General features: G+C 62.7%; 15 protein-coding genes. 4 read left to right on the forward strand and 11 right to left on the reverse strand.

All coding sequences use genetic code 11. The features are described from left to right. From ACFWAY_RS48675 to ACFWAY_RS48710, 8 genes are all read right to left on the reverse strand, one after another. On the reverse strand, nt 1-962 hold a 962-nt coding region (locus ACFWAY_RS48675; protein ID WP_378515803.1), incomplete at its 3' end, for an NAD(P) transhydrogenase subunit alpha. Between the two features lie 115 nt (nt 963-1,077). Next, a complete protein-coding gene (locus ACFWAY_RS48680; RefSeq protein WP_378515816.1) occupies nt 1,078-2,103 on the reverse strand; it encodes an NADPH:quinone reductase in 1,026 nt (341 codons plus the stop codon). A 149-nt stretch (nt 2,104-2,252) separates the two neighbouring features. Further along, nucleotides 2,253-3,896, reverse strand: coding sequence for a flavin-containing monooxygenase (locus ACFWAY_RS48685; RefSeq protein WP_378515804.1), 1,644 nt, complete (start codon nt 3,894-3,896; stop codon nt 2,253-2,255). A 798-nt stretch (nt 3,897-4,694) separates the two neighbouring features. After that, nucleotides 4,695-5,258 (reverse strand): LuxR C-terminal-related transcriptional regulator, encoded by a 564-nt coding sequence (locus ACFWAY_RS48690; RefSeq protein WP_378515805.1) that lies wholly within the window; start codon nt 5,256-5,258, stop codon nt 4,695-4,697. Beyond that, complete coding sequence (locus tag ACFWAY_RS48695) at nt 5,155-6,960, reverse strand: sigma-54-dependent Fis family transcriptional regulator (RefSeq protein ID WP_378515806.1); 1,806 nt, start codon at nt 6,958-6,960, stop codon at nt 5,155-5,157. Before ACFWAY_RS48695 ends, ACFWAY_RS48690 begins: the two co-directional genes overlap by 104 nt. Nucleotides 6,961-7,785: 825 nt before the next feature. Next, nucleotides 7,786-8,859: a maleylacetate reductase gene (locus tag ACFWAY_RS48700; protein WP_378515807.1), complete on the reverse strand. Its 1,074-nt coding sequence runs from the start codon at nt 8,857-8,859 to the stop codon at nt 7,786-7,788. 4 nt (nt 8,860-8,863) lie between these two features. Then, entirely contained in the window at nt 8,864-9,811 is a 948-nt protein-coding gene (locus ACFWAY_RS48705; RefSeq protein WP_378515808.1) for a dioxygenase, read from the reverse strand. Nucleotides 9,812-10,158: 347 nt separating this feature from the next. Continuing rightward, the gene (locus ACFWAY_RS48710) at nt 10,159-12,162 is read right to left on the reverse strand and encodes a LuxR C-terminal-related transcriptional regulator (RefSeq protein WP_378515809.1); all 2,004 of its coding nucleotides are present in this window, start codon (nt 12,160-12,162) and stop codon (nt 10,159-10,161) included. A gap of 406 nt (nt 12,163-12,568) precedes the next feature. Here ACFWAY_RS48710 and ACFWAY_RS48715 point away from each other — a divergent pair, with 406 nt between their 5' ends. Next, on the forward strand, nt 12,569-14,095 hold the full coding sequence (locus tag ACFWAY_RS48715) for a 4-hydroxyphenylacetate 3-hydroxylase N-terminal domain-containing protein (RefSeq protein WP_378515810.1): 1,527 nt from the start codon (nt 12,569-12,571) through the stop codon (nt 14,093-14,095). 11 nt (nt 14,096-14,106) lie between these two features. Here the strand turns inward: ACFWAY_RS48715 and ACFWAY_RS48720 are convergent, their stop codons facing one another. After that, nucleotides 14,107-16,080 carry a LuxR C-terminal-related transcriptional regulator gene (locus tag ACFWAY_RS48720; RefSeq protein WP_378515811.1) on the reverse strand — a complete coding sequence of 658 codons (1,974 nt, stop codon included), beginning with the start codon at nt 16,078-16,080 and terminating at the stop codon, nt 14,107-14,109. Between the two features lie 3 nt (nt 16,081-16,083). Next, the gene (locus tag ACFWAY_RS48725; RefSeq protein ID WP_378515812.1) at nt 16,084-16,566 is read right to left on the reverse strand and encodes a flavin reductase family protein; all 483 of its coding nucleotides are present in this window, start codon (nt 16,564-16,566) and stop codon (nt 16,084-16,086) included. A gap of 1,201 nt (nt 16,567-17,767) precedes the next feature. On the opposite strand from ACFWAY_RS48725, the gene ACFWAY_RS48730 reads away from it, so the two are divergent. Genes ACFWAY_RS48730 through ACFWAY_RS48740 form a run of 3 tightly spaced genes read left to right on the forward strand, consistent with a single transcriptional unit; the run spans nt 17,768 to nt 19,486 of the window. After that, nucleotides 17,768-18,463 carry an enoyl-CoA hydratase/isomerase family protein gene (locus ACFWAY_RS48730; protein ID WP_378515817.1) on the forward strand — a complete coding sequence of 232 codons (696 nt, stop codon included), beginning with the start codon at nt 17,768-17,770 and terminating at the stop codon, nt 18,461-18,463. 49 nt (nt 18,464-18,512) lie between these two features. Further along, complete coding sequence (locus ACFWAY_RS48735) at nt 18,513-18,899, forward strand: YciI family protein (protein ID WP_378515813.1); 387 nt, start codon at nt 18,513-18,515, stop codon at nt 18,897-18,899. A gap of 47 nt (nt 18,900-18,946) precedes the next feature. Next, complete coding sequence (locus ACFWAY_RS48740; protein WP_378515814.1) at nt 18,947-19,486, forward strand: DoxX family protein; 540 nt, start codon at nt 18,947-18,949, stop codon at nt 19,484-19,486. Nucleotides 19,487-19,560: 74 nt separating this feature from the next. Here ACFWAY_RS48740 and ACFWAY_RS48745 read toward each other — a convergent pair whose 3' ends face one another. Further along, nucleotides 19,561-20,010: a nuclear transport factor 2 family protein gene (locus tag ACFWAY_RS48745; RefSeq protein WP_378515815.1), complete on the reverse strand. Its 450-nt coding sequence runs from the start codon at nt 20,008-20,010 to the stop codon at nt 19,561-19,563. Nucleotides 20,011-20,449: the final 439 nt, after the last annotated feature.

Below are 20,449 nucleotides of genomic sequence, written 5' to 3' on the forward strand. Positions count from 1 at the left end.
TCCGAGGCATGCTCGGGCATGCTCGCGGGCAGGTTCAGCGGCGAGCAGATCGTCACCCCGTGCTTGACAACGGTCTGACCGGGCTCGGTGAGCTCACAGTTACCGCCGGTCTCCCCGGCCAGGTCGACCACCACGGAACCGGGCTTCATGCCCTCCACCGCGGCCGCGGTCACCAGGCGCGGCGCCGGACGGCCCGGCACCAGGGCGGTGGTGATGACCACGTCGAAGCCCTTGATCGCGTCCTCGAGCGCCTGCTGCTGCTGCGCCCGCTCCGCCTCGGTCAGCTCGCGGGCATACCCGCCCTCCCCGGCGGCATCGATCCCCAGATCGAGCCACTGCGCACCGACCGAGCGGACCTGGTCCGCGACCTCCGGGCGCACGTCGTAACCGGTGGCCCGGCCACCGAGACGCTTCGCCGTGGCCAACGCCTGCAGACCGGCGACACCGACACCGAGCACCAGCACCGTGGCCGGCTTGACCGTGCCCGCGGCGGTGGTGAGCATCGGGAAGAACCGCGTCGACTCCGACGCCGCGAGCAGCACCGACTTGTACCCGGACACGTTCGCCTGCGACGACAGCGCGTCCATCACCTGGGCGCGGGAAATACGCGGGATCGCCTCGACGGCGAACGCCTGCACCCCCGCCGACTTCAGCGCGGCGACCTGATTGTCCTGGTTGCGGGGGGCGAGGAACCCGATCAGGGTCTGCCCGGCATGCAACCGGCCCACTTCCTCGTCCGACGGCGGGGCGACCTTGACGATCACGTCCGCCGACCACGGGTCGGCGATGGCGGCTCCTGCCAATTTGTACAACTCGTCCGGAATCAGCGCGCCCAATCCGGCACCCGACTCGACCACCACGTCGACGCCCTTGGCGATCAACGACGCCACAATTTTCGGCACCAACGCCACCCGACGCTCACCCTCGTTCGACTCCCCGACGACGCCGACCGATGCATTCATCAAAGGTGACTCTGATCTGTTCAACGATCGACATCCTTGTTATCGACTGCGCCGCAAATGAGCTGCGGCGCTGCAATTGCGAGGCCGCGGCGCAAGCAAGCAATCCGCCCGGGTATCACAGCGACAGAAGCACTTTGCCGATCGCGCCACCTTCGACGGCACGGTGCGCATCCGCGGCTTGTTCGAGCGGGAAGTGATGCAAAGGTAAGCCCACGTCAGATCCCACACCTATCGCACCCTGCGTCAAGGCGCTACCAATCGACTCGACCGCGTCCTGATGCGCCTGGTCGGGCATCGTGTACAGGAGCATGAAACGCCAGTTGATGTTGAGCGTCATCAGGGACCGCACCGGCAGAGTCATCCGGTCACCACGATCGTTGCCATACACCGCGACAACTCCGTGGGTGGCAGATACCGCGTTGTCGATGTCGCAGTTGACGGCGGGCGATACCTCGACGACGGTTGAGACACCGTCCGGGCATATGTGTCGGACTTCGGCGACGACGTCCTGTGAGGTGTAGTCGATGACGTGATCCGCCCCCGCCGCCTGCGCCAACCCTCGCTTCTGTGGACTGCTGACCGTGGTTATCACCTCGGCGCCTGCCCATTTTCCGAGCTGAATGGCGGCGTTACCCACGGCGCCGGCTCCCCCGGCCACGAGAATAGAAGTTCCCGTGAGCGCCCCGCGTGAGAGACGGCTCGGACCGTGCTCGTGCAGTGTTAGCGCACGATGAGCTGTGATGAATGGGACGCCGAGACTGGCACCGAGTTCGAAGGATGCGGAGTCGGGCAATGGCTGAACGAGTGTAGTTGGGACGATCGCAAACTCCTGCGCTGTCCCCTCCAATCGGAGGTAGGCGACCAGCCACACCCATACACGATCACCGACCAGGACAGTGTCGACGTCTTCGCCTACGGCATCCACGACGCCCGCGCCATCGAGGTGCGGCACTTGATAGCGCCCCTTGGGTATCGGTTGCTTTGGTGCGTTGCTACGTGACTTCCAGTCTGTGGGGTTGACACCCGAAACGGCTATTCGAACCCGAACTTCCCCAGGACCCGGGTCTCGCACCGGGAGGTCCAATAGCTGGAGAACGTCTGCGTCCCCAAGTGATCCGTACCCTATTGCTCTCATTTGCATGTCCTTAGATCGATGTGTCTGACGCGGTCCGGTCGCTCGCCGCTCGCAGGAACTGCCGGACCCACGTCGTTCCGCTGCCACGGTCGAAATCGAGGCGAACGCCGCGGCCGGTTCGCTAACTGTGATGCCGTCCGCGGCGCTCGTCGGATCTATGCGAGCGCGTGGGCTCCGGTGACACTCAGCCCATCGTAGTTGTTGTCAACGATTCGCTTGAGCTCGTTCATGTACCCACCCATCCCACCCATGTAGGCCATGACAGCTACTGGCTTTCCGGGAATATTCGCACCATTGATCCACGAATCAACCTGCGGAAACAGTGTTTGCGCTGCGATGGCATCACATGAGTCCATCCAGGCGTCCTCGGCCTCGACGGTTGGCTCGATTGTGTCGCCGCCTGCTTCGCGGAGGTGGCGAATGGCATCCGCGATCCAGTTGACCTGTACTTCATGAGCAGGCGGTTGGTTGGTGAAAGGACTCATCGGGCCGAACAGCATGAACCAGTTTGGGAATTCGGTAGTCATCAAGCCGAGCAGGGCCCGCGGCCGCTTGGACCACTTGTCCGCCAACCGCACTCCACTGCGCCCTCGCTGGTCGATCTTGAGATAGTTCCCGGTGAACGCGTCGAATCCGGTTGCGAAAATGATTACGTCGAGTTCGTATTCGCCTTCGTCAGTTCGAATTCCGGTAGGCGTGATCTCCAGAATCGGGTGCGCCTTGACGTCAACGAGTGCCACATTGTCCCGGTTGAATGTGGCGTAGTAGCCGTCGTCGCACAAAGGCCGTTTGGCATATAGGTCTTTCGGAGTCAACTTCTCAGCGGTCTCTGGATCGTTGACAATCTCCTTGATCTTCGTCCGCAGGAACGCCGTTGCTGCGTCGTTGGCATCCCGACTGGATCCGATGTCGCTGAAGGTTGCAAACATGAACTGGAAGCCGCCACCGCTGTTCCACTGTGCTTCGAAGATCGCGTCGCGTTCAGCTTCGTTCACACTCATCGCCGGTACTTCGCTCTCCGCGAAGCCGAACGCGGTGATCGAGGAGAGCACATCGTTCTTCCAGTAGCCCTCATAGTCGCTATTGATCTTGTCCATGAACTCTGGTTCGATCGGCCGGTGATGTGCGGGCACGGTGTACTGAGCTGTTCGCTGAAAAACCGTCAGCTCGGCTACCTCGGGCGCAATGCTTGTAATAATCTGTACGCCAGTGGAACCCGTACCGATCACACCCACCCGCTTGCCTTCGAGGTCCACGCCATCCTTTGGCCAGCGGGATGAATGATGAAACTCTCCTGTGAACGACGACTGACCCGGAAGGTCAGGAATATTGGTCGACGACAGCAGGCCCACCCCCTCGATGAGGAACTGCGCCGACCACAGCTGCCCCTTATCTGTCTCGATATCCCAACGACTCGTGCTGTCGTTCCAGGTTGAGCTCACGACAGAGGTGTCGAATTGAATGCTGCGCTTGAGGTCGTACTTGTCAGCGACGTGATTGAGATATGCCAGAATCTCGGGCTGCTTGGGGTAGCGCTCGGTCCACTCCCACGTTTCGAAGAGTTCGCGGTCGAAGGAGTAGCAGTACGCGGTGATCTCGGTGTCGGATCGCGCACCGGGATAGAGATTCCAGAACCAGGTGCCACCTACACCGGATGCATTGTCGAATGCCTGCACCTCGAGCCCTAGATCGTTGCGTAGTTTGTGGATGGCATAGATGCCGGCGAAACCCGCGCCAACAACAACTGCGTCGACTTCGATTCGGGCGGGTGCTACGCGCGGGGTGGCAACGTCATTCATCGCTCATTAGTCCTCTCGGTTGAGTCCTGTGCTTCGATCGGCCGTACTGTGGCGTCAATGCTTCAACAAGCCACTGGGCACGTCATGGCCCGGCAGATGCAATCGTGACTCAATCACCAGAACTATCGCTGTCCCATTTCCGGACGGGTATTGCGAGGCTCACGTTCGCACGAGGTAAGCCGCCGACCTCAGGTTTGACGTAATCGACCTCCCCGAGCAAAGTGGCAGTCGAGGTGACAGTCGTCGTCCCCCGTCGATCATGCGGGCGGTCCGGGACGGACCGGCTGGTGGATGGTCGGCTACGCCGCCGCTAGCGTAACCAGCCTCAAGATCGGGATGGTCGTGGCCTCCGTCGAGCGAAGGGTCGGCAGGTCGACATAGGCCGGTCAGCGTTTGGGATACGAGCCGCGCAGCGGGTGCGGCCCAGGTCCCTACTCAAGCAGGTAAAGGGGGATCGGATGTATCCCGCCAGTCTGCAACGCCCCCGTGGCCGGTCACCTCCGGGGGACATACACCGTCCACCATGTGTCTGCGCTCATTTTGGCGGATGAACCGCACTGCAGTTACAGCGGGCGTTCGTGAATGTCGATTATCGGGTGACCAGCGCCGTCGTCGGTCTTGATTCCCACCGTTCGAGCAGCAAGCGCTAGGAGGCGGTCGTAAAGTAGTTCTTTGCTTTAGCTCTCAGCTGTCCACAACGCTTTCGGCGACCGTTCGCCGTCGAGTCGCGAAGTTCTAGCATCTAGACTTTCCCCGCCCCGCGTCCCCACCGCCCAGCAGATCCTGGCCAAACTCGTCTTACGGGTGCCGACGCGTGGAACGTTCTGATTGCTCCAACGACGTTGTCACATAACGCAGTTCCTCACTTCGAAACTGCCGATTGTTCGCCGCCCACACAGCAGCCTCGCATCGGCTACCCACCCCGAGCTTACGCAGAATGCCCCTGACGTGGAAGCGAACCGTATTGGCAGATATGAACAATGACTCGCCGATCTCCCTGTTGGATGATCCGGTGACAATCGCCGCTAGTACTTCCTGCTCCCGACGACTGAGATCGGCGCTGCGTGTGGTTCCCCGGTCTCGGTTTGCTTGCAGCAACATGAGAACTTCGTCCGCGAGTGTGGGACCGCAACTGTCCTTGTGCCACAAATCCACCGAGTCATTTTGGAGAACTGCTCGCAGTTGGTTGAGGAGGTCGAACAGGTATGCGCCGCGGTCCCGCGAGGGCGCTTCGACGAGTGTCGTCATGGGGTGCGTCTCAGTAGTACTGTCGATTTGGATCCACATGGTACGAGTGCAACTTTCGATACAGAGTCGAACGGGACATGCCAATGGCTGCAGCTGTGGCCGCCTTGTTGCCATTGTGCTGTCGGAGCGCGTCGAGGATCGCGGTGAGTTCCAAGGTTTCGAGCTGGCTTAGGTCTCGTTTTCGTGCGTCGGCCTGGAAACCTATTGGTAGGTCTTCCGGTCGGATCTCGGGACCCTGAACCGTCGAAAGCAAACCACGAATCGTAGTGTCGAGTTGCCGGAGGTTGCCCGGCCAGGGTGCCCGGATCAATCCGCGAAGCGCGGCGGGCGACAGGACGATTTCTCGTTGCCCTCGATGCTTGTTCAATATAGTTGCTGCGGCCTCCGCAATATCCTCGCGTCGATCTCGTAGCGGGGGAATGAACACACGCCCGACCGCAATGGTGTCGATGAGACGTTGAAGGTGTTGATGTGGCGGGTCTCCGTGGGGTGCCGGCGTCATTGTCGCGACCACTCTAGGCGTCCAGTCGACGGTCGTGAACTCCCCGAGAACCGACGCTGTGAATGCTGCCAGCTCGGGAGTCAACGATTCCAAGTGCGGCAACAGAAGGGCCTGCGGCCTTCGCCCGAGCTCTGCCCGGAGGGCATCGACGAAGTGTGTTGTGCCTTCGATATCACCGATGGCCGCGTCGATGATCGAGACATGCTCCTCTTCTACATCGGCAGACTTGAGGATGGCACTTGCCAGACCTAGCTTGCCGACGCCTGGCTCACCCTCGATGAGGATCGAAACTCCCTTCGCGGCGAGACGGGTTGCGTGAGTGACGGCGTGAGCCAGCACTGCACTCCGGCCCGGAATAGCCACCGTCGGCCTGGCTGACATCGCCGAGGCGACCGCCTCCGTGGCGTGCGGGACCGCGAACTCTACGATGGCACCGATTGTCTCGGCGTCCGACTCGATTGGATCACAGCGTGCTATCTGAAATCGATCCGGAGAAAACCCGTATTCGGTTCCGTCCGAATGTGAACCAAGCGCGACCGATCTGACGAACTCCCACAGCAGTGCCTGGTCAATGCCTCCGAGCAGCTCTGTGACTCTGGGGCCTGCAATGAAGAGGTCGGAACCGATTGCGGCCACCGGGCCGCGGCGCGACTTGGAGGCGATAGTGTAGGCGTTCAGCAGACGCCGCTGACGGGACGATGCTCGGTCGAGCATCACATGTTCGATTTCCTGGGCGGTACTCGACAGAAGGGGCGTCAGCAGTGCATGGCCCTCGCTTGTCGGGCATGACAGCGTGACTACGCCCTCGAGTCGCCGTGTTATCGGGTGGTTGATGGGAACGCCAGCACAGGTGAACGACTCCAGGGCTGCCGAAAAGTGCTCGGGTCCCGAAACAAGATGCCCTATACCGGATTCGATGACCGTGCCGATGCCGTTGGTACCTACGAGGTCCTCCGCAACGTTAAAGCCAACACTGGAATTGATTCCGTCGAGCGTCGGGACTATTGATTTGTCCGGAACCCAGCGGCGGACGATGCCCGCATCACGGTCAGCAAGAATCAATGCAACTTCAAGCCCAGACAGTCGCTCCGCCAACCGGGACAGAACCGGTTCGGCCGCATCTCGCAACGCTCTACTTATCGTAGAAAACTCAGCTTGCTCAGCACGGGGCAGAGCCACCTGGGCTCCGCTCGCGATCGAACGGTGCCACGATTGAAGTATGTGGGGGCGCACAGCGGACAGCAGACTCTCAGGGATCGCGCCGTCATAGATGAGATGTTCTCTAGCCGCGTGCACAGACTTCAGGTCGATCATCAGCCACTCCTCAGCCTGTGATTTCTGTTACATCACGGTTCATACCCTCGCACCAGGTACGGCCTCAGAGATGTCCCGAATTGACACACCGTCGACCCGATCGCCTGGCATCCGTCCATGACGTTTGATCAGTCCTTCAGCGGAAGGTGCACAGGTCGTCACCTTCGATGACCGCCACTAGGCCCTCACGTCCGATTACGTCGACAAAGGCCCCATCAAGATTCATGTGCTCCCATAACGTTGCGAGCACGCACGCCCGTCGGTTTCCCCGCGGAGCGGCCGATCGTACATTTTACGACCCTAGCAGGCAACTACCTTTTCCGCTATTGACTTGTGCACAAGGCTTCGAGTTTGGAGCAAGAAATATTCAGAGGCAGCGCGTCCATCGAGACGGGCCAGGGGCCGTCCTATGAAGTGCGACCAAGGGGCACCATCGTTGCAGGCCAGAAGATGGGGCCAGTGGCGCGCCCTGGCTGATGCTGTACGCCACCGATTCCCCCTCACCTGAGTCGATCCCACCCTGTTACGACGAAGCGTGGAAGGCGATAACGCCCCAATTGATGGCCTGCCGCGCTCGGACCCAACCCCGAGGTGTGGGCCAACCTCGGTGAGATTCCTCCACCGCGTCTGCCGTGGCAACGCAGAGGCGGTGGGGAAAGATCAGTCCGCTGGGTTACGCCTGTGGCTGTGCCCGCCAGTCATACCTCGAGTAGAGCCACATCCGTGCGGAGGCGACCTCGCTGACGATGTCCGCCTGGACGAATGCCGATCGCACATCCTCCATCCCGGCACCAACGAGAAGCTCGACATCCGATTGCCCCGCGGTCAAGAGATGGTCGAGGGCGGCTGGCCGGACCACGCCGCGCGGAGCAGTCGGACGACACCGTCGCGGGTAATGGGCGCCGGGTTCGCATAGGGGTTCGCGACGACCTGTTCCGCGATCGGCTCGATGTCATCTTTCCGCATGCCCAACTCAGCGAGGGAACGAGGGGCTCGCAACTTCCCAGCCAGGTCCCACAACGCCCGCGCCGGATCCGAAGCTCCCAGCGCTCGGGACAACGCCTCGGTGGCAGCCGGGGCAGCGGCCTGGTTGTAGGCCAGGACGTGAGGTATCACCACCGCGTGGGTCGCGGCGTGCGGGAGATTCAATGTCCCGCCGAGGGTGTGGCAGAGCTTGTGGTGCAGCGACATCGTCGTGGCGCCGAGGCACACCCCGCACAGCCAGGATCCGTAGAGGGCGAGGGTGCGGGCGTCGAGGTCGCCGGGGTCCCGGACGATTGCGGGCAGGGCGGTGGTCATCGCACGCGTGCCTTCCTCGGCGAGAAGCGAGATGATCGGCGAGGCGTCCGGCGCGTACAGCGCTTCGACGGCGTGGGCCACGGCGTTGAGCCCGCTCGTCACCGATATCGGCACCGGAAGGGCGACCGTCAGTTCGGGATCGTAGAGCACACTCGCGGGCAGGACTCGCAGGTCCTTGCCGGTCTGTTTTACCCCGTCGCTGGTCAGCCCCCAGACCGACGTCATCTCCGATCCGGCATAGGTGGTGGGCACCGCAACGATGGGCAGCCCGTGCTCCAGGGCCACGATTTTGCCCAGTCCGATCGCGGAGCCGCCACCGACGACCACACATCCGTCGGCGCCGAGTGCGGTCGCACGGTCTCGGGCGTGGGTTGCGACCTCGATGGGGACGTGCGTGCGGGCCTCGGCCAGTAGCCCCGCGGAATGCTCCCCGAGCGCCGCGCTGATTAACTCGCCCAGAGTTGCCTGCCCGGGTGTGCACAGGATCAGCACGCGGTGCAGGCCGAGGTGGGCAACCTCCTCTCGCAGCGCCGAGACGGTCCCGCTGCCGAACCGCACGCGCATCGGAAGGGCCTCGTAGGCGAATGAACCCATCAGCATGGCGTCAGTCCCTTGCGGCGGACTGGTCGACGTGCTTGAGTACGACGTCGAAGTTGACGGTGCGGAATGGGTTGGGGAGACCGACCTCGCCGGCCTGGTAGGGATCGTCGACGGTAGCGAACTGTCGCACCAGACTGTCCTTGACGCCGAACACCGCGTCGGAGTCGAGGTACGGTGTGCCGTCGACGAACACGTGTGTCGTGACTGTGCGCATTCCCGGAGCGGAGATCTCGAAGTGGATGTGCGCCGGACGGTTCGGGTGCCGTGAGGTGGCCCGCAGAAGCTCCCCGACTGGCCCGTCGTCGGGGATCGGGTAGTAGCGGGGCACGATGGTCCGGAACCAGAATCGGCCTTCGTCGTCAACGGTGAACATGCCGCGCAGGTTGCGATCTGGCTCGACGTCGGGTTGCTGGACGTCGTAGAACCCCTCAGCATTCGCCTGCCAGACGTCGACGGAGGCACCGGGGATCGGGCGTCCGTCGGCACCGTAGACGCTCCCGCTGACCAGGCAGGGGTCCCCCTTGGTGTCCCCGGCGATCGTGGCTCCGAGCTCGCGGGCGGGCGAGTCGACCATGTGGAACGGTCCCTCGACGGTCGACTCGGTCAGTACTCCGTCCGACCGGTTGTTGAGCGTCTCGACCAGCATCGACGCACCGAGCACGTCCGACAGCAAGATGAACTCCTGCCGGGTGACGGAGCACATTTGACCGGTCTCGGTGAGGAAGCGGATCGCCGTTGCCCACTCGGCTTCGGTCAGCTGGACATCCGTGATGAAGCCGTGCAGGTGCGTGACGAGGGAGACCATGACCCGCCGCAGTCGCGGATCTGACGTCGCGGCGAAGCTCGCCGCAACGACCTCGACCGAGCGGGCCTCCGAGAACAGCTCGGTTGCCACTTCGGCCGGCTCGGCTTCTGCCTCACGCTCAAGGGTGTCGGAGCTTCGCTGGTCCATCATTTCTTCCTTCTGCTGTCGGTCCCTGCCGAGTCACCTGGCTCAGCGGAGCAAGCGGTGTGCGAACTCGTACGCGGCGATGAGCTCGGTTCGATGTCCGCCGTGTGAACTTCAAGCCAGTGCGGGAAAAGCGTGCATCCTGCGGTTCAGACCGCTTCGCCCGAACTGGGTTGACCATCGCGGTCCTTCGGTGACGAGCGTCAGCGATGGTGCGGTCTTGCCCAATTGTTGACGAACCGACGCCTCCCGGCATCGCGTGAATGCGTGATTCCGGGAGTTGCCGGCGGTGAGGTGGCGCGTACACCGTCCCCTTGGCGGCCACCCACGGACCGGTTGTCGGACAGGCTCTAGCCGTCGTTCGGTACCACGCCGTGCTGCAACTCCAGCCGCGTAAGTTCGACGCGAGTGTTGATGTCGAGTTTCGTGAATGCGTGGCGGAGGTGCGTGCCGACGGTGTGCACCGAGACGTGAAGTTGCTCGGCGATGGCGCGATTGGTGTGGCCTTCGGCGACAAGCCTGGCAACTCGCAGTTCGGAGACCGTCAAGCTGCCCCAGCCCCAGGCAACGCGCCCCTCCGCTCTCGGACGCGGCGTCGAGTTTTCTCGGCTTGCCGATTTCGCTGCCACTACGGCGGACACGATTACTTGCTGATCGTGCGACGTATGCGCGATGTCGTCCAACTGGAGGAGGATCGCTTCGCTGGGCGCACGGGGGGAAACCAGGCTTGGCCAGACCCTTGGTGGCAAGGTCATCAAACGCGCCACGTTGGCGTGCCGATCGAGCCACTGGTGGGCGTCGGTGGCCTCACCTGATGTGAGTCGGAGCAGCGCAGCTGCAGTCCAGATGTCATACGTGCGCGGCCGAGGTGGAAGGGTTGCCGCGCTCAGAAGGTGTCGAGCGTGGGCTGCATTTCCCCGGTCGACCTCGACTATCGCCAACACCGAGCGCGTCAGCTGAAGGGACCGCACGATGTCGAGCCGCTCGGCAGCATGCAACGCGGTTTCCGCTTCGGCAGCGGCATCGTCGAGTTCGTCGTGCATCCATCGTTCGATCGCCCGGACTGTGTGCCAGTAAGGCACCGACCAGGCCAGCCCGCGCCTCTCGGAGTGACGCTGCCCTGCAAGAAGAAGATCCGACGCTTCGTCGGCTCGGTCCGTGGAAAGCAGAACAGTCGAGAGCCAAAGCTCGGGGATTCGTGGTGCGACCAGTGGTCGTGTCGCGGAAACCTCCACACCGGACGCGGCTTGCTCGGCCAATCTCAATGCTTTCGTCACTTTGGCCTGGCTGAACGCAAGTTGTGAAGCGAACAAGTCGGCGCTGACCTTCGTAGCGGGGTCGTGACTGTGTTGGGCCAAGCGCACGATGGGGCGAGTCATCTGGTCGGCGGCTTCGGTCTCGCCCAAGTTGATGTGACCGACAGCCTGGGTCTTGACGAGCGCAAGTCTGAGCTCAGCGTCGATTTCCGGCAACGCCAACGCTCGACTGAGGTGCGCCATTGCTTCGGTGTCGTCACCGGCCGCTTGGTGGAGGTGGGCGATGACCAGTCTGAGCCGCGCCTCCTCCCGGTCGCTCAGCCCGCCCACATTGATGCGCTCGAGGATCGACAACGCTTCCCCGACCCTGCTCGTGTTACTGAGGTGTTCTGCCGCAGTGGTGATGAATTCGATGCGATGAGGGTCCGAAGCCGTGAAGAGGTTGCTGACCTGGAGGGCAAGCTCGGCCGCATCCTCGGGCGCGACGGTGGCCAGGCGGCTGATCGATCTTCGGACCACTTCGAGGTCGTCGTCGGTGAGCCGCCCGGTGGAACGGACCAGATGCCACACGGCTTTTGACTCTGTACCCGGCCTCATCATCTCCTCGGCGATGTCGTAATGCAGCGCTTTGCGTGCGGAGGGAGGAAGCGCGTCATAAATACTTCTGCGCAATTGGGCGTCAGTGAAGCGCAGCACCGAGCCATCGTCAACCAGAATGCCCGTCGCCAACGCATTGTCGATCTCGCCGAGAAGACTCCCCACCGGACGTCCGAGCACACGCGCCGCGACGTCCAACTCGAATTCGACGCCGATCACCGCACCGACCTGCAAAAGCTCCACCGGCTTGCCGGCGACGACTCGGTGGTCTCCGGACTCCTCCGTGATCGTCGCTGCTCCGAACTGCCGCAGAGCGTTCACAACACGGGAAGTGCGCGAGCTTTCCGGCTCCACTCCGACTGCCCACAGGATCGGGAGGTGCCCCAGAATTCGAGGAAGGGCTCGCAGCGCGGAGAGGGTTGCGGGATCACTCCAGTCCGCATCTTCGACCACAACGACCACGGGAGCGTTCTGCGACATCGAGTCGAGGAGCTCGGCCACCTGATCGGCGATGGCACCGCCGCCGGTGTCCTGCACCTCGGCCCCCGCGAGCGTGTCCAGGAGCCGAGACCGAGCCGACAGTTGATCACTCTCGACCGCGGGAACGGTGACGATCCCGAACCCACTGGCCTGTGCGGCGGCCGACAACTCCGAGAATGCTTCTGCCGCACGTGTTCTCGGGTCCAACTCCACGAGGAGAGCAGACGGCTTGCCCTGGCGCAGGTGCGCCAGCGCACCAGCGATCTCAGGGCGGTCACGTGTCATCTTCACAGCGTGCAAGGTCGGATGAGGTTGCGCAACGGTGGCTGGCCGGCTTTCACCCGGGTGAACCTCCGCCACCCGCGCAAACCTCACCCCGATTGCCCCAACACTTGGTGGTACCCAAGCCGAACAGTAAGGAAATCTCATGCGCACTGGCAAGGAATACCTGGAAGCGCTCGATGATGGCCGCCGAGTCTGGGTGGGCGACGAATTGGTCGACAATGTCGCAACCCACCCCAAGACGCGTGCCTTCGCGAAGCTCACCGCGGACTTCTACGACCTGCACCACCGCCCGGACCTCGAGGACGTGATGACCTTCGTCGACGAGGACGGTACCCGTCGTTCGATGATGTGGTTCAAGAACACCAACAAGGAGGAGCTCAAGCGCAAGCGCCGCTACCACGAGACGGTGATACGGCAGCTCGGTGCGGGCTCCGCGCCGCGGTCACCTGATATCAACAACTCGGTGTTCCGCACCTATGTCGACGACCCCACGCCGTGGAGCGAGCAGTCTGTCGGCACTGACGGGCGCGACCTGTCCGCGGGCATCCTCGACTTCTTCGAGGAGATCCGAGCTGGGGACCTGAACGCGGCCATCGCCTTCGTCGACCCGCAAACCGACCGGTCCCGTGAGTCGGCCCAAGCGGAGTCGCCTGCTCTTCGCGTGGTGTCCCGATCGGACGCGGGAATTGTCGTGACGGGCGTCAAGGCCATCGCCACCGGTGCCGTCTTCTGCGACCGCATCAACGTCGGTGTCTTCTACCGCCCCGGCATCACCGAAGAGCAGATCATCTTCGCCGCTGTGCCGCCGAACGCCCCGGGGGTCACTATGGTTTCGCGAGAGAGCAACGTACGCGACGGCGAGACCGTCGAGCACCCGATGGCGGCGCAAGGCGACGAGCTCGACACGACCATCATCTTCGAGGATGTCTTCATTCCCTGGAATCGCGTGTTCCACCTCGGCAACCCCGAGCACGCGTCGTTCTACCCGCAGCGTGTGTTCGACTGGGTGCACTACACGGGGCTCGTCCGGGAGATGGTGCGTGCAGAGCTGATGCTCGGTCTTGCACTGCTGATCACCGAACACACCGGGACGAACCAGCTGCCGCCGGTCATGGTTCGTGTTTCGCAGTTCGCCGGCTTCCACCAGACGCTCAAGGCGCACGTGGTCGGCTGCGAAGACGCAGGGTTCATCACTCCCGGTGGGACCTACAAGCCCAACGTTTTGATGTTCGATTTCGGACGTGCGTACTACCTCGAGAACATCACCCGGCTGAGCGCAGAACTGGTCGACATCGCCGGGCGAGCCGCGCTCGTATTCCCGACCGAGGGACAGTGGCAGCAGCCAGCCCTCCGCCCCTGGCTCGAGGCTTTGCACACCGGCCCGGTCGGCAGGCCGTACGACCGGCTCAAGATCAGCCGCGTCATTCGCGACATGTTCCAGTCGGACTGGGGCGACCGCATGGCCACCTTCGAGAACTTCAACGGTACGCCTCTGCTGGCCATCCGGACCCTCACCATGAGGCGAGCCGAGATCTCCGCTGCGGGCGAGATCACCGATTTCGCACGACAGATCTGCGGCATAGAGGCCCCCGAACGCAGTTCGACCAGCACCGAGTACCTGGCTCAGGCCGAGTACGCCCGCCGGCAGGACAGCGCCGCCGCGGTGTGACGGCACGCCGGCTACCGCGTGCCTGAACTCCATGATCGGGCAGCCGCAACCGCTGCTGCCCGATCATGGACGCCGAGCTTCCGGAAGATCGAACTCACCTGACTCTTGACCGTATTGTGAGAAACGTAGAGCTCATCGGCGATTTCCCGCAAGGTCAGTGGACCGCACAGCGCACGGAGAACTCTCCGCTCCCGTGACGACAGGCCGTCGATCTGAGGTGTCTTGCTCCGCACCTTGGTCTGCCCGACCATGTCCAGGAGCTCCAGCGCGTATGCACGAGTCCGCTGTTCCAGAGGGGCCGGAGCTTCGCGCAGCACCATGAGTACCTGGTTCGCGGCATCACGAACGCCCCGTTCGGCACCTGCGGAAAGATGGACGGTCGCGAGCGCGAGATAGGCGTTGGCGACGACCCACCGACACCGAGGCGACAATCGGTCGGCCAAGGCGATCGCTTCGTCAGCGAAAAGGACTGCTTGGCTCTCGCCGTCGAAGGCGGCCGACAAGGCGTGGCCGGCGAGCGCGTGGACGAGGGCCAACTGGTCCCCGGAGACGCGCGCGACCACTTCCGCCCGGCGAAAACGAGCAGCCGCAACCGGGTATTCGCCTGCCCACATCAGGCAAAGTCCATTGGCGACTTCCGAGATCGCGCCCCACAGGCCTTGCAGCCGATCGTTCACAACGCCGTCGGGCATTGTCCCGCTGGCCAGCGCCTGCGCGAAGCGTCGGGAAACATCAACGGCACCTGTCACCGACATACTGGGTTCCATCTCGACATCGTCGTCATGTGCCTCAGCCACGTCGACCCACCGCTGCCACGCGCGGTGATCACCCACAGCGAGGTTCACCATGGCCGCGACGACGCACAGCCGGGAATCACCAGCCAACTCTGGTAGGGGCAGGCAACCAAGGGCATCATGAACCACCTCGGCGCGCCCCGAGAGGACGGAACGCTGCCACTGAGCGAGCAGTGTGGTGCGGGCAGTCGAAACCGCTCCCAGTTCGACGTACAAGCGAGTCGACTGATCCAGCCGCCCGTGCCCCACGAGCCAATCCGCATGGCGCCGGCGAAGAGCGGCATACGACTCCCAGTGCTCGGTAGCGAGTTCATCGTTCAGAACTTTGGCCAGCATCGGATGGAGTCTGAAGCCCCGGTCTTCAGTGACTGTGGCGAACTGAGTGGTGCTCGCGAACTGTGCCAGCAAATGGCCGGCAGCGGGATTGCTCGTCAGGTGGATGGCCAAGGCCGGTCCGACTTCGGCGGCTATCGACACGGCGTACAAAACATGCCGCACTTCGGTGGTAACACGGGCCATTACCTCGCTGCGGAGGTAGTCACGAATGGCGTCATCCGCCTCCGCGCGTCCTAGGTCGGCGACCAGGCCGACCGCCATGGCCCAGCCGCCGAGTTCGGGGATGTCCTCGCCGAGCAGCGATTCCACCTCTGACAGCGAAAGGCGAAGGTCATCCGCCTTGATCGTCGTGGCGACACCGCGCACCCGGCTGCGATCGAGCCAGCTCGGGCTACGGTGCCGGGTAGTGACGATCAGCCGCAGGGCCGACGGCCGGTACTCAACCAGATCACGAAGCAGTAGTTGCGCCTCTGGATCGGTGATCGCCTCCGCGCCGTCGAGGACGAGGTGGCAGGGCTGCTCCGACGTGAAGGGGAGGACGGATAGTGACCGGGTGAGCAGACCGATCCACGAACGCACATCTTCGGGGGTGGTTCGGCTCGGTGGCGCCCCCACGGCTGCGTAGATCGCGTCCAGTAGCGACGCCGCCGTGTTGTGGTAGTGCGAGATCCGCAGGATGCGGATGTGGTCCTCGTTGCGCGCCCATGCCTCGACCAGCGCCGTTTTCCCGGCTCCTGCCGGTCCGCTGATAACGACGACTGGTCGCGTGCTCGATCGCAGGCGATCGAGCAGAGGCCGTCGTGCCTTGCGGCGAACGCCTTGCGTTGCCGCCGATGGCTCCCGACCTCGCGCCATCGCTCAGGCGATCCGGCCGAACTCACCGCAGAAGTGCAGCAACGGACGGCCGCTGGCGTTGTGCCCGAACTGCGTGGCGTTACCGACGAAAATCGTGTGGTCACCACCTGGAAGTTCGGTGGCAACCTCGCAGACGATGCTGGCAATGGCGTCGCGGAGCATGGGGACACCGTGCTCGTCGTCGTAGTCGACTCCAGCGAAACGGTCACCCTTCGAAGCAAACTGTTTCGCAAGATCCTGCGAACCCTCGCCCAGGATGTTCACGCCGAAAGTCCCGTGCTGCGCGATCGCTTGCCTCGTGAAGAGGTTGTTGGCCACGCAAACGAGGAGCTGGATCGGGTCGAGGGAAAGCGACGTGACAGAGCTGGCAGTCATGCCGATCGGTACGTCGCCGGCGCGAGTCGTGATCACCGACACCCCCTTGGGGAGTCGAGACATCGTGGCGCGATAAGCGAGCGTGTGGTCGATAGTGGCTGAAATGGTCACCGTAACCTCCGGGAATCATGTTCGTGGAACCGCGGCGGTGGAGCCACTACTCACTGGTTCCATGTCGACTGAAGATGTGACAAAGCTTGCATTGGCAGACGTCTCTGCCACATCGCGTGAACACGTGATATCGGCAGCGCCGGCCTGGTGACGGGACGCACGGGGTCGACCTACTTCAGAGACCGAGAACGGCGGTTGACGACCCTGCCGAGCCTAGGATCGAGAATTCGGTGAGCTGTCTTCGTAGCTGGACGGCACGGCTGTACAGCCGAGCCTTACGAAAAGCGTCGAGTTGATGAGCTTCCTCTTCCGCACCCTGGAGTGCATCGCAACACTTCACCAGATTCCGATATCCGACGGGAGGAACGACGCCGCTGGCCGCAACTACCCTGAGTCAGGAGCTGTTCAAACTCAGCGCTGGTTGAGGATCTCGCCCCGAGACAGCACGGAAAATCGTTTTACATCTCGGTGACAGACCCGCGAGGTGGGAGTGCGCGCCCATAATGGACTGCTCGCACTCGCGGCTCGACAGCCTGAAACCGGCTTGGCCTCCCAAGCAGGACGCGATCGAGCGAGCTGCGCCCACCCATACCTGACTACGCAGAGCAACGAGTAGATCAACACGCACTGGATTCAACTCCATGATCCAAACGCGAGCGCGCACATCGACGCCGCGCGAATTGCCTTCCGACTAAGCAGTTATGGACTTGCACGGCATCTGCTCAACGAGTTCCTTCGCCGACCCCTGCCGGGGCGTGGCGGGTGGCCATCTCACGGACAAACGCCACCGGCAGCGACGATTCGCCCTCACCAAATTCCCTCGACTTTAGCCACCATGAGCGAACTCGATGTCGCTCCATCGTCCGAGGTGAATCGCCTCGTGGTCAGGCCGCGCCGATCGAGTCGCTGATCCACAGTGCACGTGCGCCGACCCGCCATCGCGGCGAGGGTCGCGGCTGGACCCGTCGCCTGCGCGCCACTCGGTCAAGCAAGAAAGAAAGCCGATCTTCGGCGGAGTGACGCCGGTGCGTCACGGTCACCCGGCGGCCCGCGCTGCCGATATCACGCGTTCACGCGATGCGGCAGACGCGTCTGCCGGTGCAAGCTTTGTCACATCTTCAGTCGAAATGGAACCAGTTGATCGAGCGGCTCAACCCGCCGCGAAAGGATGTGAGTGGTGTCAACGTCGGAAGCAGTTGCGGTGCGGAGTCAGCGCGAAGACTCCATCGTGACCGTCACACTGGCAAACGGGAGCGGGAACCTGCTCGATCCCGGCGTGATGAACGAACTGCACGACGCGATCGCTGCCGCGGATGCTGACCGAGATGTTCTTGCGATCGTGCTTGCCGCCGACGGTGAGACATTTTGCGGCGGACTCGATGTCGAGGCCATTCAAAATGGTGGCGACCCGGTCGAGTTCGCGACCGCACTTGTGAGACTGCTGAAACTGCTGCCGCAGATCGGCACGGCTCTGGTAGGTGCAGTCAATGGTGACGCCCTCGCGTCGGGGTTCTCGATCACATGTTGCTGCGACCTCGTCGTCGCTGTTCCGGACGCCCGCCTCGGCACCTTCGAGGCCGGCATCGGTATCTGGCCGATGATCGCCCAAGTGCCACCGCTCCAGCGGCTGATGCCCCGGCATGCGCTCCAGAACATCATCACCGGTGTGCCATTTTCCGCAGATGAGGCGTTGCGGTTCGGCGCTGTCAATAGGATCGTCGCTCCTGGGCATCTTCATCGTGAAGCAAGGAAAATGGCTGATGCCGCGTCGACTGCCGGTCGTGCGCTGACGGCCGGCCGGAAGTCTTTCTACCGATTCTGCGATCTCCCCTATGAGGTTGCGCTCGACGAGGCCTTCGACGCTTTTACCGCAATGCTCCGGCCCTCCCCGAAATAGAGGGGCATGACCGAAATCGGCGAATTCAGAACAACCCCAAGGATTGGACATGACCATGGAGAGCGAAAAAGCGAAGCCGGACGAACGCCACTCCGGAGCCCAAAAGGTCGTCTTCCTCTGCTTCACAGAACCAGTGGACTTGTCACCCGAGGACATCAGGCCGCACCTCGACGCCCACAAGGCCTGGCTCGCAGAGGTGGAACGATCTGCAGACCTGCTGTTCGCGGGACCGATGCTCGACGAGAACTACCGATACTCCGGGTCCGGGCTGTTGATCCTTCAGGCAGAATCAATGGCTGATGCAATGAGCATCGCCGACAACGACCCCTTCCACGCAAATGGAATCCGGAAATACCGGATGGTGCCATGGCAAATCAACGAAGGCAGTGTCGACATCCGCCTTACGCTGTCGGACGGAAGATTCACGCTTAGGTGATACCGAGAACTGTCCGTCCAAAATGTAATCGAATTGAAAGGTCGAAGATGTCGGTCGATATCGGGTTGCTTGTCCTGCGTGTCACTCTAGGGTTCATTTTTTTCGCTCATGCCACCCAGAAAGCATTGGGTTGGTTCCACGGGCCGGGCATAGAGAAGTCCGCCGCCATATTCCACGGACTCGGCCAGCATCCCGGACGTCACATGGCGGTTATCGCTGTTCTGTGTGAGCTTCTCGCCGCAGTACTCCTCGCCGCTGGAATCGCCACTCCTTTCGGAGTCGCAGTCGGTGCAAGCACCATGCTAGTCGCGGCAGTGGCGACGAATCTCAAGGCGCAGGCTCGCTGGAACAGCGCCGGCGGCGGAGAATACCCGCTCGTTCTTGCACTCGTCCTCGCAACACTCGGGTTCACCGGTCCTGGCAGCCTATCCGTCGATGCCGCACTCGGATTGCCGTCGTCCGACGCCGACGTCCGTGTCGGTATCGCGGTCGTGGTGGTTGCCCTTGCGGCGGCGAGTGTGCCCATCGCGCGTACTGCACGAGCAGTTCGCCAAAGCAGAGAACAGCAGATGGCAGCCAGTCGGTGAGGGTTGAGGACTCCGCCCTTCGGCGGCGACAAACACCGTGAACGGCAGGTCCGCTGTAGCTTAGAACAACGTGTCTATTCGCCGTCGGACCAGCTGACGTGCTGGATCAGACTCTCGATACGCCAGCCATCGGATGTGCGGAGCATGTGGTTGCTGTACGAGCCGCGGAGCAGGAAGAACCCGCCCTCGGCGCCCTCGCGGTAGTGCTGCGCGTACATATACGAGTAGCAGAGCGCCCGGTCGGAATCGTTTTCGTCGAACTCGATGACGTGGTTGGTGCTGAGGTGTTGAGTTGCCGTGTAACCGCCGAGCGCCCCGCGAACAATGCCGACCAAGTCGTCGCGGGCGAAATCGGCTGCAGGCATCCCGTTCTCGGAGTAGTCGGCGTGAACGGGATCGGTGAAGCAGTCGGCGAACATCTCCCAGTCGGCACGGTCGACGGCCATCGCGTATTTGATGACCCGCTCGCTGATGAGGGCGCGGTCTTCGAGCTGGCGAATTCGTGATTCGAGATCGGTGCTCACGGGAAGTCCTTCCAAAGGATCACGCCAATTTTCTTCCAAGACCCCAACCGTACGACTCGGGAACGACGTCGATGCTCGCCCGGCTGCGGCTTCGCGAGGAAGCCATCGAGCCTCGACCTCGTCACGTCGACGCCGAGGTACTGGAATTCCTCCCGCTGCCCGCGGCCCTGATCCGCCCCGTCTGCAGTTGTTGCCGAAGAGATCGTCACGGAGAGCATGCGAGCTCAGCGACATGCCACTTCCCCATCTCGAGGCCGGATGCACCATGCTGTGGGGTCGCCGCCTCCACCGGGATCTTCCCAATCACCGACTACGCACACTCTGTACGCATTTCGGTGTCGAATTGAACCATCCCGGGTCTCATGCACACACTGTCATTTGTGTGCGACCGGTTGATCGGCACGGTGTTCAGCGTAGTACTTGGCTTCGTACTCGGCCG

Origin of the sequence: Rhodococcus sp. NPDC059968 (assembly GCF_042738615.1) — a bacterium.
Taxonomy (GTDB): Bacteria; Actinomycetota; Actinomycetes; order Mycobacteriales; family Mycobacteriaceae; genus Rhodococcus_F.

Excerpts from the sequence above, each read along its gene's own strand:
- ACFWAY_RS48680 (WP_378515816.1), bottom strand. The coding sequence starts at position 2,103 with ATGCAAATGAGAGCAATAGGGTACGGATCACTTGGGGACGCAGACGTT.
- ACFWAY_RS48705 (WP_378515808.1), bottom strand. The coding sequence starts at position 9,811 with ATGGACCAGCGAAGCTCCGACACCCTTGAGCGTGAGGCAGAAGCCGAG.
- ACFWAY_RS48695 (WP_378515806.1), bottom strand. The coding sequence starts at position 6,960 with ATGATCGACCTGAAGTCTGTGCACGCGGCTAGAGAACATCTCATCTAT.
- ACFWAY_RS48685 (WP_378515804.1), bottom strand. The coding sequence starts at position 3,896 with ATGAATGACGTTGCCACCCCGCGCGTAGCACCCGCCCGAATCGAAGTC.
- ACFWAY_RS48735 (WP_378515813.1), top strand. The coding sequence starts at position 18,513 with ATGACCATGGAGAGCGAAAAAGCGAAGCCGGACGAACGCCACTCCGGA.
- ACFWAY_RS48720 (WP_378515811.1), bottom strand. The coding sequence starts at position 16,080 with ATGGCGCGAGGTCGGGAGCCATCGGCGGCAACGCAAGGCGTTCGCCGC.
- ACFWAY_RS48715 (WP_378515810.1), top strand. The coding sequence starts at position 12,569 with ATGCGCACTGGCAAGGAATACCTGGAAGCGCTCGATGATGGCCGCCGA.
- ACFWAY_RS48700 (WP_378515807.1), bottom strand. The coding sequence starts at position 8,859 with ATGCTGATGGGTTCATTCGCCTACGAGGCCCTTCCGATGCGCGTGCGG.
- ACFWAY_RS48740 (WP_378515814.1), top strand. The coding sequence starts at position 18,947 with ATGTCGGTCGATATCGGGTTGCTTGTCCTGCGTGTCACTCTAGGGTTC.
- ACFWAY_RS48690 (WP_378515805.1), bottom strand. The coding sequence starts at position 5,258 with ATGGCAACAAGGCGGCCACAGCTGCAGCCATTGGCATGTCCCGTTCGA.